Source organism: Candidatus Blochmanniella camponoti, from assembly GCF_023585825.1.
Taxonomy (GTDB): Bacteria; Pseudomonadota; Gammaproteobacteria; order Enterobacterales; family Enterobacteriaceae; genus Blochmanniella; species Blochmanniella camponoti.
Map to the genome: position 1 here is coordinate 347,732 of NZ_CP097751.1, position 12,906 is coordinate 360,637.

Annotated in this window: 10 protein-coding genes and 1 pseudogene; 8 read left to right on the forward strand and 3 right to left on the reverse strand. The window is 27.4% G+C overall.

What is annotated here, in order from left to right:
- Positions 1–173: 173 nt before the first annotated feature.
- A complete protein-coding gene (rpmG, locus tag M9394_RS01470) occupies positions 174–338 on the reverse strand; it encodes a 50S ribosomal protein L33 (RefSeq protein ID WP_250247165.1) in 165 nt (54 codons plus the stop codon).
- A 20-nt stretch (positions 339–358) separates the two neighbouring features.
- Positions 359–592 (reverse strand): 50S ribosomal protein L28, encoded by a 234-nt coding sequence (gene rpmB / locus M9394_RS01475; protein ID WP_250247164.1) that lies wholly within the window; start codon positions 590–592, stop codon positions 359–361.
- Positions 593–1,072: 480 nt separating this feature from the next.
- On the opposite strand from rpmB, the gene coaBC reads away from it, so the two are divergent.
- The 8 genes and pseudogenes from coaBC (at position 1,073) to yihA (ending at position 9,892) form a co-directional block, all read left to right on the forward strand.
- Complete coding sequence (gene coaBC / locus M9394_RS01480; RefSeq protein WP_250250208.1) at positions 1,073–2,281, forward strand: bifunctional phosphopantothenoylcysteine decarboxylase/phosphopantothenate--cysteine ligase CoaBC; 1,209 nt, start codon at positions 1,073–1,075, stop codon at positions 2,279–2,281.
- Complete coding sequence (dut, locus tag M9394_RS01485) at positions 2,265–2,717, forward strand: dUTP diphosphatase (protein ID WP_250247596.1); 453 nt, start codon at positions 2,265–2,267, stop codon at positions 2,715–2,717. The genes coaBC and dut overlap by 17 nt, the downstream gene beginning before the upstream one ends.
- A 715-nt stretch (positions 2,718–3,432) precedes the next feature.
- A complete protein-coding gene (locus M9394_RS01490; protein ID WP_250247162.1) occupies positions 3,433–4,314 on the forward strand; it encodes a YicC/YloC family endoribonuclease in 882 nt (293 codons plus the stop codon).
- 995 nt (positions 4,315–5,309) lie between these two features.
- Entirely contained in the window at positions 5,310–5,750 is a 441-nt protein-coding gene (locus tag M9394_RS01495) for a MarR family winged helix-turn-helix transcriptional regulator (RefSeq protein WP_250247161.1), read from the forward strand.
- Between the two features lie 301 nt (positions 5,751–6,051).
- Positions 6,052–6,693 (forward strand): guanylate kinase, encoded by a 642-nt coding sequence (gmk, locus tag M9394_RS01500; protein ID WP_250250210.1) that lies wholly within the window; start codon positions 6,052–6,054, stop codon positions 6,691–6,693.
- 83 nt (positions 6,694–6,776) lie between these two features.
- Positions 6,777–6,965: pseudogene (gene rpoZ / locus M9394_RS01505) on the forward strand (DNA-directed RNA polymerase subunit omega); the annotation flags it as partial.
- A gap of 711 nt (positions 6,966–7,676) precedes the next feature.
- Positions 7,677–9,101 carry a type I glutamate--ammonia ligase gene (gene glnA / locus M9394_RS01510; RefSeq protein WP_250247157.1) on the forward strand — a complete coding sequence of 475 codons (1,425 nt, stop codon included), beginning with the start codon at positions 7,677–7,679 and terminating at the stop codon, positions 9,099–9,101.
- Between the two features lie 191 nt (positions 9,102–9,292).
- Positions 9,293–9,892, forward strand: coding sequence for a ribosome biogenesis GTP-binding protein YihA/YsxC (gene yihA / locus M9394_RS01515; protein ID WP_250250212.1), 600 nt, complete (start codon positions 9,293–9,295; stop codon positions 9,890–9,892).
- Between the two features lie 143 nt (positions 9,893–10,035).
- Here the strand turns inward: yihA and polA are convergent, their stop codons facing one another.
- Positions 10,036–12,846 (reverse strand): DNA polymerase I, encoded by a 2,811-nt coding sequence (polA, locus tag M9394_RS01520; RefSeq protein WP_250250214.1) that lies wholly within the window; start codon positions 12,844–12,846, stop codon positions 10,036–10,038.
- Positions 12,847–12,906: the final 60 nt, after the last annotated feature.

Consider the following 12,906-nt stretch of genomic DNA (forward strand, 5'->3'; position numbering starts at 1 on the left):
TAGACTTAATATTTTTATGTTGACACTATATAAAAATATATGAACACAAACTGCTAATGTAGACTTGGCAGCATAGTGTTTTAAATATTTAAAATAAATAAACCACACAGCTCAATGCATATTGAGCTGTGTGGTTTTGTAGTATACTGTTGAATTTGCAGTTTTTTATTTAACTAATTCTTACTTTCTATATATATTACATGTTTTCGTGCAAAAGGATCAAATTTTTTTAATGTCATTTTTTCAGAGCTAGTACGTTTGTTTTTTGTAGTGCTATAGAAATGTCCATTCTTAGAAGAAGAAAATAAACGGATTGTTTCTCGTTTTTCTTTAGCCATTACATTATTCCCGATGAGTATTATTTATTTTTTTTAGGATATATTTTAGTGAAAAAATATTCAATTCCAAACTTATCAATTAATTTTATTCCCTTAGTAGATAATCGTAACGCAACGAAACGTTTCTTACTTGCCACCCAAAAACGATGAGAATGAATATTAGGTGCAAACCAACGCTTCGTTGCGTTCATTGCGTGAGAGCGTTTGTTTCCGTTCATAGGACGTTTCCCGGTAACTTGACACACTCGTGCCATATGTTCTGTTCTCCTCTAATTTTTGTTTGAATAATTATTTATAACTAAAACAATAAAAAACAATTTTTTATTTATTCCGATTTTTAATCTACAGATTTGACATTATTTAAAGCACCTAATATAAGATTCCAAACATATTATAATCGTTGTTTGTTGCTTTATTTTTCACTATTAAGTGCAAGAAAAGTAAACAATTTCAAACATTCGCATAGCATTAAATATGTCTAAATATAGTAGATTTAAGTCATGAAATTTTTGTTTTTATTATTATTTATATATGTCCCATACATTTGTACTCTATACTTAATGGGCCATTATATATATTATATGAGATTTTCATGCTGCGCACAATGTAATTGCAGATTTTCTGAAATTCAATGATATTGAAGATGATTTAATTTTATTTATACTAACAAAAACTGTTAGTTTTTGTTAGTATAAATAAAATTAAATCATCTTCAATATCATGTGAAATATAATATGACGGGATTAATTAATAAACATATCATATTAGGAGTAAGCGGTGGTATCGCAGCATATAAAACTATAGATCTTGTACGATTTTTAAAAGAACAAGGTTCAGAAGTGAGAGTGATCATGACAAAATCTGCAAAAAAATTCGTTACCCCTTTAAGTTTGCAAACAATATCATGTCATCCAGTTTTGGACAATTTCCTTACCCCTCAAATAGAAACCACAATGCCTCACATAAAGTTAGCTAAATGGGCTGATTTAGTTTTACTTGCTCCGGCTACAGCAAATTTATTAGCTAGATTATCTGTGGGATTAGCTAATGATTTATTATGTAGTTTATGTTTAGCTACAACGGCTCCTATTGCTGTAGCTCCATCCATGAATCAACAAATGTATAAAGCTATTGCAACGCAAACAAATTTAGATATTCTACGAAAAAGAGGGGTTTTAATATGGGGCCCAGATTATGGATGTCAAGCTTGTAATGATATTGGTTATGGACGCATGACGGATCCCAAGGTACTTGCTGAATACGTAAAACATTACTTTTCTCATGATAGCTCTTTAAGTCACCTTAATATCATGATTACTGCTGGTCCAACTCACGAAGCCTTAGATCCCGTTCGTTTTTTTACTAATTATAGTTCAGGAAAAATGGGATTTGCTATCGCTCAAGCCGCTGCAGATAAAGGAGCAAAAGTTACATTAATTGCAGGTCCAGTAAATTTACGTACTCCTATTCGAGTGCAACGTATTAATGTTATTTCCGCGTTAGACATGCAAGAAGCAGTTATGCGAGACATTAGTAATCAACAAATCTTTATCGGTTGCGCAGCAGTGTCAGATTATCGTATTTGTCATGTTTCTCTTGAAAAGATTAAAAAGAATAAAAATACTTTAAAAATAATTATGATTAAAAACCCCGATATTGTAGCAGAAGTAGGGTCGTTAATTGAAAACCGTCCTTATGTCGTTGGATTTGCCGCTGAAACCAATAATATAAAAAAATATGCTCAAGACAAACGCATTAGTAAACATTTAGATTTAATTTGTGCTAATAATATTTCTCGTATGAACCAAGGATTCAATAGTGATAATAATGCTTTATATCTATTTTGGAATAAAGGAAGTGTTATATTGCCTTTAAGAAAAAAAAAATTGTTAGCACAACAACTTATTAATGAAATTATTAATCGTTATAATGAAAATAATTAATGTTAAAATTATTGATAATCGGATTTATAAGCATTTTTATTTGCCAAAATACGCTACGTTAGGATCTGCTGGATTAGATTTATCAGCTTGTTTGGATAAACCTTTGACCATTTATCCTGGGAAAACTCATTTAATTTCTACCGGTATTGCGATACATATTTCCGATACAAAGATAGCAGGTATTATTTTGCCTCGATCAGGTTTGGGACACAAATATGGCATTGTTTTGGGAAATTTAGTGGGGCTAATTGATTCAGATTACCAAGGAGAACTGATAGTGTCTTTATGGAATCGTGGTCCAAAAAAGTACATTGTATACCCTGGGAAACGAATAGCACAATTAGTTTTTATGCCAATAATTCAAGTTAGGTTTTCTGTAGTTAAATCATTTATACCTACTGAACGTGGGTCGCATGGTTTTGGGCATTCGATGTAAAATATTGTTAATTACACACAATAATATTTGTATATTTTCAAAATATCAATGCGTATAATTTTATTATATATATCTTATTAAAGTAATAAGATTAAATTAAATATATTAATGTTTGTATATATATTAATAATATTAATCGCTATATGGTAACGACCATTGGTTTTATATATTTTATTGATATAAATTTCAAGTGATTATTTATTTTTAAAATAATTTTTTAATATTTTATTATATTTAATTATTAAAAAAAGGAGTCATATAAGATATGTATGAGGAATATAAATCTACTATAAATTCATAAATTATTTTATATAAAAAATTATTTTAAAATAAATACAATAAAAATTATTTAACATTTATATATGCCATATACAAAACTTTTTTTATATACTTTAAACATATTATGTTTAGTATATTTTATTATGTTATTTCACTAAATAATAACAAATTAGTTGTTTTATAGATAAAATTAAGCGTGTTATTGTAGTAATTGTATTTTTTAATATAAAAAATAATTTTGATAAATTATTTATAGTACATACTACTATTTATTTAAAAAATAAAATTGTATGGACATTAAAAAAGTCTAAAATTTTTTTAAAAATTATATTGATGTATATAAATACAATTTTAATTAAAGAATGCATGATAGAATAGAATTATTGCAACTTTAAAGTTTATTTTTGTACATATTTACAAAATTTAGGTGATTGTTATGATTCATAGCATGACCGCTTTCTCAAGGCATGAAGTAAAATATACATGGGGTAATGTTACCTGGGAAATTTGTTCTTTAAATCAACGTTATTTAGATATTCATATCAATTTACCTAAATATCTTTGTAATTTGTCATGGGTAATTCGTAAAAATATTAAAGATTCTATTATTAGAGGGAGGATAGAATGCACTTTACATATCAAAACAAATAACAATTGCGACAATAATACAGAGTCACTTACTGTTAATAAACAATTGGTGCATGATCTTGTGTTATACGCAAAATGGGTAAAAACATTAACTAATGAAGGTGAAATTAATCCGATAGATATTTTATCTTGGCCAGGAGTAATAACGCATAAACAAAATAATTTAAATAATATGAACAATGTTCATTCCGAATTATTAATATGTTTTAAAGAAACATTACGTAATTTAATACAAGATAGAGAAAGAGAAGGTATTTTTTTAAAAAATAACATTATAGAACGATTACATCTAATGTACGCTGAAGTGAACAAAATTCATCAACATATCCCTAATGTATTAGAGCACAAACGCAAAACACTCTTGGAACAAATGAAAGATGTTTGCATTTATTCTAACCCAATACGATTGGAACAAGAATTATTAATAGTAGCTCAAAAAATTGATATTTCAGAAGAAGTAGATCGTCTAATTATTCACATCAAAGAGATGCATCGTATTCTCGATGGAAACGGAGCTGTTGGTAGGAAATTAGATTTTGTAATACAAGAACTACATAGAGAAGCTAACACATTAACTTCTAAATCTATAAATTCTTATATTACTCAATTAGCAATCTCCTTAAAAATACTTATTGAACAGATACGCGAGCAAACTCAAAACATTGAGTAACATAATCAAAGTACCTACCTATAGAATCTTTTTATATTTAAAATCTGTGTTTGTCATATAACCTGCTCATTTTTATAATTCTTAATTATATTGTGATCTTACCAAATAATGTTTCAGTTTAATCAACTAATCTAATTAAGCATAATATTGAACACTGCAATTTAATGTACTTCAACTTTAATTGCAGAGACATATGCATATATAAATAATTAACTATTATATACATGCATATATATGCAGTAGATTCATTTATTAAAAAATAGGTTTTAATATTATTATTTTTAATAAAAAATTTTTTAATATAATTTTTTGTACTCAAATCCGTTTTATTTGAGTGCTATATAAATTTATATAGTTAATATTTTACTATAAATTAACTGATATATATCCTTTAATATTATTATTTTTTATAAATACATGTGAATTTAAACGAGAATATATGATTCAATAAAAAATATTATTTTTATATAAATAAATAATTTTTATTTTTATTTTTATAAAAATATAAAATATTATTTTATATTTTATTATAAAATTGTTGTATTTCTTGTTTAGATCTGTTTACTTGCAGATATATAGAATTTTCAGATTAAAAATAAATCATAAAATATAAAAAAATTATTTTTTAACAAATCTATAAGAAGTTTTATTTTTCCGATAGTCATATTTCAAATTTAAAAAAACTCCGATAAAATATAAATAGTAAAACTACATAAATTAAATATTAGAATATATATTCTGAATTAATAATGTCTGCTATTTTTTAATAAAACCAAAATATTAATTTAGTAAAATTACAATAAATTAGGAGGTATACGCTGCAATAGTTAATTAAAAAGATAATTGATTATCAGATATGAACAATTGTCTGAAAAATTATTATTCTCAATAAACAATACTTCAAAAATAATAATTTATTTTTTAGACAATTATTAACTGACACTGCCAAATACAGTCCTATTATCGTTATTGATTCAATATAGAGACAAATAATTATGAATAGATTAACAGATATTTCAAACATGGTAGAATCCTTATCTCGTATTTATCATCGTTTACGTAAAGAAATAAATGGTCAATTAATTAACGAAGGTCTTTCAATGTCTAAAATGAAAATCTTACATCTTATTACGACCGGAAAAACCAGCGCAACAGACATTAAAAATTATATGGGGTTTTCATCAAGAACTGTCGTAACAGTTCTTGATGCATTAGAAAAAGATGAAATGTTACGTCGACAACAAAGTCTGACAGATCGTAGAGTAAAATACGTTTATATTACAGAAAAAGGACGCAATAAATTACGTGTTGCTGAAGATACACATAACATCATTTTAGATCGCATATTTTCCCTTTTGTCTGATGTACAACTTAAAAGCTTTAGAGAAGTATGCAATTTACTTGAAATACAACAAAAAAATAATATGGTAAGATAACAATACGACATACACGCATACTACATTATAGATTTTCATTTACATAAATAAGGTCCTCGGTGAAACTAATAATTTTAGTAATTTGGTAGTAACAATGTACACTTTAGTGTAATCAAATTACAAAATGTTTTATTGAGGATCTTCTATTAAAACAATCTTAATATATCTATGCAAATAATAATGTTTAACATGAATTAGAACCAAATATATAGTTATTCGCAACATATGTACTATGTACGAATGCAACTTATTTTTATAAATCTTAGTTATTTGTGCAATCAAATATGTATATAATCATTTTATGATGAAAAATTCAGGAATATTGTGTATTATATCCGCTCCTAGTGGGACAGGAAAATCTACGTTAATTCAAACTGTAATGCAATATGATCGTTTTGTTTATCAAACTAAACTATCTATTTCTTATACCACACGTATTAAAAGACCCGGAGAAATACACGGAAAAGATTATTATTTTATTTCAAAAAAAGCATTTAAACATATGATCGATAAAAATATGTTTTTTGAATATGCTATGATTTTTAATCATTATTATGGTACCGCAAAAAGTAATATTGAAATGATGTTAAATGCTGGTATACATATTGTACTGAATATTGACTGGAAAGGAGCACAACAAATTCGTAGTAAAATATCAAAAAACATCTATACTATTTTTATTTTACCTCCATCAAAGAAAGAATTAGCACATCGATTGTATCTGAGAGGAGAAGACACAGAAAAAGTGATCGCCGCACGCATGGACCAAGCAATGGATGAAATTAGCCATTTTAAAGAATATGATTATGTTATCATAAATGATAATTTAACCATTGCTGTGACACATTTACAGTCAATTATGTTATCTGAGCAATTGCGAATAGCGCATCAAAAAATACGCTACGCAACATTAATCGATCATTTGTTATTACCAGATATATAAATAATAAATTAATATAAATACATAAATATATATGTGTGTTTGCAATCAATATAAATTTAAACTAATAACACGGTAAATGGAAAATGGCACGTATAACTGTACAGGATGCTGTAGAAAAAGTTGGTAATATATTTGACTTAATATTAGTTGCCGCGCGACGTGCGCGGCAAATGCAAATTGGCGGAAAAGAAACGTTGATTACAAGAAATAATAATGATAAATATACCGTACTTGCTCTCAGAGAAATCGAAGAAGACTTAATTACTAAAAAATAAATACCAAAACTATATATGCAATCAAAAAAATTTATATTACTTGAGCCATGAAATTGATGTTCGGGAGAAACAGTCTCTTTAGCATAATAGAAATTAAAAAATTTATTAAAATTGAAGATTGTTGCATTGTTCTAATGTAAATTTGTAGTATTAATATAATGTGTATAATTTCTTATCTATAGAGTAACAGCCTACCACAAATAGTATATTGTATAAGTCCTAAAACTGTTTTTAATGTTACTAACAACATTTACAATGTAGTTCATTGTAAATGAAATACATCAACAAAATAACAACTCGTATAAAATTATTAATTTTTTAAATTCATATAAAAATATGTATGTACGATTACACTTCATGGTATTCATGATATATACAATACAAAGATATAGCACGATTAACTTTCTGATATTTTTTCTATGTTAAATTAAAAGTAATTAAAAAATGATTAGTAGTGGTTATACATACAAGTATTTTTTGTTTTTATTACATTAGATTATTTATTAAAATAATAGTAATATAAGATATGAGTGTTATATTTAAAAAATTGAATTTTAATAAAGAACCAACAGATCTGATTTAGTGCAAATATGTTGATTAAATAAAGTTTTGAAAAATATTGATCACAAAAGCCTTATAGGTAGTATTTGTAGTGCATTATTTAGTGATATTATCATTATATGATATATAATAGCTGAGAGAATAAATATGACAAATATTGAAAAAATTTTTTCTATTATAAACGAAAATCAAATAAAATTTGTTGATTTACGTTTTACTGATACAAAAGGAAAAGAACAACACATTACTATCCCTAAAACACAGGTTAATGATCATTTATTTAATCATGGAAAAATTTTTGATGGATCTTCCATCAAAGGATGGAAAGATGTTAGCAAATCAGACATGATATTAATGCCTGATCTTACTAGCTTTGTGATAGATCCATTTTATGAAGACGCTACAATAATTATTCGTTGCGATATCATTGATCCTAGTACTATGAAAAATTATGATAGGGATCCACGGTCTATAGCTAAACGAGCAGAAATGTTTTTGTATAATTCTGGCATTGCCGATATTGTTATGTTTGGTCCTGAACCAGAATTTTTTTTATTTGACAGTATTCATTTTGCAACAACAATATCAGGATCTTATGTAATCGTTGATGATCGAGAATCATCATGGAACAGTGGTAAAATTTATAGAGACGGAAATAAAGGTCATCGTCCTAGAATAAAGAGTGGATATGCCCCAGTGCCCCCAATAGATTCTTCTCAGGACTTGCGATCTACCATGTCTTTAATAATGGAAAAAATGGGACTGATCGTAGAGGCTCATCATCATGAAGTTGCAACATCGGGTCAAAATGAAATAGCAACTCGATTTAATACTCTTACTAAAAAAGCTGATGAAATACAAATATATAAATATGTAGTACACAATGTCGCTCATAATTCCGGGAAAACTGCAACTTTTATGCCTAAACCCATTATAAATGATAATGGGTCGGGCATGCATTGCCATATATCCTTACATAAAAAAGATACTAATTTATTTTCAGGTCTTCAATATGGCAACCTTTCTGATATCGCTTTATTTTATATTGGAGGTATTTTGCGTCACGCTAAAGCACTAAATGCTATAACCAATCCAACTACCAATTCGTATAAACGTTTAGTTCCAAATTATGAAGCTCCAGTAATGTTGACTTATTCTGCTTGTAATCGTTCTAGTGCGATTCGCATTCCATCATCTTTAGAAAAATCACAAAACGCCGCAGCATGTCGCGTTGAAATTCGTTTTCCTGATCCTTCTGCTAATCCTTATCTAGCGTTTTCTGCATTGCTTATGGCTGGATTAGATGGCATTATCAATAAAATTCATCCTGGAGATCCTGTTGATAAAAACTTATATACTATTTCTGAAAGAGAAACGTCATCCATACCGCATATGGCTAAATCTCTTGACGAAGCATTAAAATCTTTATATGAGGATCATAAATTTTTAACCCGAGGCAACGTCTTTACTCAGGAGTATATTAATACATATATTTTATTGTGTCAAGAAGACAGTAGACTAGTATCTACTACGCCACATCCTGTAGAATTTGATTTATATTATAGTGTTTAAAAATAATTTTTTGTAAAAAATATAAAAATACGTACATAACAATATTATTGTTAATTATAATAATTCAAACAACTTTTTGGGAATAAAAAACAATTTGTGTTTATTTATATAAAAACTAGTTGTTGTGGGATTTAATATTTAAATAAATAAATTATCTAATTTTAGAAACTTATTTTCACATTTACCATGTTATGATATATGATTATCATGTTACTTATTTTTTAGTAAGCGTACCTTCCGTTTACTGTTTACCTAATGAAAAAATAGGTATGGAAGTAGCTTTTGTTGGTTATTCTAATAGTGGAAAATCTAGCGCTATTAACGCGTTAACTTATCAAAAAAAATTAACTAAAGTAAGTAAAACACCAGGGTGTACACAACTTATTAATTTATTTGAGGTCAGTCCGAGTATTCGTCTGATTGATTTTCCTGGCTATGGTTATGCTAAGAAGACAAAAAAAAGCAAAAACTACTGGCATGACGTGATATGTAAGTACTTAAAAAAAAGAGAAAATTTAAAAGGATTGATATTAATAATGGATATTAGGCATCCAATAAAAGATTTAGATCAAAAAATAATTGAAAGTGCACTTTCCGTAGATGTTCCTATTTATACTTTGTTAAGCAAATCAGATAAAATTTCTAAAAATATTTTGCAAGTTACATCTAAAAAAATAATACACGATATGCAGATGATGTTTGAAAAACATATACAAGTCGAACCTTTTTCTGTTGTCAAAAAATATGGAATACAATCATTAAAAAGAGTCCTTAATAATTGGTTAAGATAATATATTTGTACGATTCATCATATCCTCTCTGTATATGTATCTCAAAACACATTATGATTTTATATAAATACATTATTCTAATCAATTGTTATTAATAATGTATTTATTATATTCAATATATTAACCTAACATAGATTGATATATTAGTGTGCTTGCTCCCAATTCTTTCCAATACCAATATCTACTTTTAGTGGTACGTCCATAATAAAACATTCTTCCATTAATTTTTTAATTTTTTTTACAACAGGGTCTACAATATCATTGCGTACTTCGAATACTAATTCGTCATGTACCTGCATAATGATACGCGCTGGAATTTCATCTTTTTGCAACCAATTATCAATAGATATCATTGCTTTCTTAATAATGTCAGCAGCGCTCCCTTGCATAGGAGCATTAATTGCTGCTCTTTCAGCGCCTTTTTTTTGAAGAATATTAGCAGAATAAATATCTGGTAAATATAACTTTCGTCCGTCTAGTGTAGATACATAACCATATTTATTAGCATGCTCTCGAATATGTTGCATATATTTCATGACACCAGGATAACGATTAAAATAACGATCTACATATTTTTGAGCTTCCTTACATGTTACTGACAATTGACGCGCTAATCCAAATGCGCTCATTCCATAAATTAATCCAAAATTAATAGTTTTAGCCCGTTGTCTTTGTTCATCGGTAACCGAGTGTAGTGCGGTAACAAAGATTTCAGAAGCTGTTGCAGTATGAATATCTTTTTCAGAAAGAAAATCATTGATTAATTCGATATCTTGAGAAAGATGCGCCATAATTCTTAGTTCTATTTGGGAATAATCAGCGGCTACAATTAAAAAATTTTTTGGAGCAATAAAAGCCTGACGTATCTTTCTTCCATCGTAATTTCTATTTGGAATATTTTGCAAATTAGGACTAGTAGAAGAAAGACGCCCTGTAGAAGTTCTAGTTTGATTATATGAGGTATGCACCCTATTTGATTTTTTATTAATCATAGCGATTAATTTGTTGATATAAGTAGATTGTAATTTAGATAAAGCACGATATTGCAAAATGATTTTTGGTATTGAATATTTTTTTGATAATTTTTTCAATACTTCTTCATTAGTTGAAGGAGCCCCTTTAGGTGTTTTTTTTAAAATTGGCAATTTTTGCTGATTATATAATATTTCTTGTAATTGTTTAGTTGAAGCAAGATTGAAAGGAGTGCCTACTAATTGATACGCTTCTAACTCTAATGCATGAAGCCGATAATCTAATTCTACCGCATGTGTATTAAGTAGTTTTTTATCAATTAATACACCATAACTTTCAATGCGCGATAAGATAGATATTAGAGGCATTTCTACTTCTTCAAATATTTTTTTTAATTTATTATTTGCCTCTATCTTTGGCCATAAAGTATGATGCAAATTAAACAGGGATTTAATAAATTCAGCAGCATGTAAAGATTGTAATTGTATATTTTGTAGATCTGAAATTATATTATTTTCATTATAATTATAATAATTTCTTTTAAAATTTGTAACAGCATTAAATGTATCTTTATCTAAAAAATTTTTAATATCATGATAATTAGCAGTACCATACAGTATATATAATTCCAATATCACATCAAATGCCATGCCAGCTAAGTTTATATTATAACGCTTTAAGATAGAATGACTAAATTTTAGATGTTGGCCTACTTTTTTTATTTTTTCATTTTCTAAAGTTGGTTGTAAAATTGATAATATCTCTTCAAGATATAAAAAATTCTGATGATTATTAAGTGAATCAGTTTTTATAGGAATATACGCGCTTTCTTTAGTGTCTATAGACAAACATATACTTATGATATTGGCCGTAGAAGCATTAAATACATCTGTATGTATACAGAATATAAAAAATTTGGATTCATCAATTTTTTCAATCCAATGACAAAGCATTTCAATATTATGTATTATTTTGATAATTTTTTTTTCTCTGGAATAATCTGATAATAAATTATTTTTTTGAAACAAAAGCGTATTATTTAAACGTCGGTGTGATGGTACATATTTCAAATGGTGATATTTATCCAGCCATCTTCCTGATTGTAAATCTATTAACCAATTTTTAAATTCATACTGTGTAAATAATAATTGCAAAATATTAATATTTATCTGTTGTATTAACAGTTGATAATCGGATATATTTAAAGATACATCTGTTTTGATCGTTGTTAGTTTATAAGAAAGAAATGCTACTTCTTTGTTGACTTGTAATGTGTTTTGTATTGCTTTAGCGCCGCGCAAACCTAAATTTAATAGACTAATTTTATCTAAATGATCATATAATACTCTTAAATTACCTATTTTATTTAATAATATCTGAGCAGTTTTTTTTCCTATTCCAGGCACTCCAGGAATGTTATCAGAACGATCTCCTATTAATGCTAAATAATCAGCTATTAGAGTTGGCGGTACTCCAAACTGTTTTTCTACTTCTTTAGGAGTAAAAATAATGTTCGACATAGTATTAATAAGAGTTATTTGAGATGATACTATTTGAGCCATGTCCTTATCTCCCGTACTAATTAACACAGAATTTCCTGATCGCGCACAAGATATAGCTAATGTGCCTATCACATCATCTGCTTCTACATTAGGCACCTTAAGAATTGGTAACCCCATGGCTTGTATTATTTTACATAATGGATCAATTTGAGTATATAAATTCTTAGGGGTTTTTATGCGATTAGCTTTATATTTTTCAAATAAATTGTTACGAAAGTTTTTTCCCATTGCATCAAAAACAACCACCATGTGAGTAGGTTGATATCGTATCAATAGACTTTTAATCATATTGATTACTCCATATATTACCCACACTGGTTTTCCGTCGCTAGTGATCAATGCTGGAAACGCATGATACGCACGGTGTATATAACAAGATCCATCCACTAAAATTATCGGATTATTTATAATTGTAATCATAATGACATGTATATATGACTTAATCTTACAGAAAAGACAAGAGAATATTAGACTATTGCT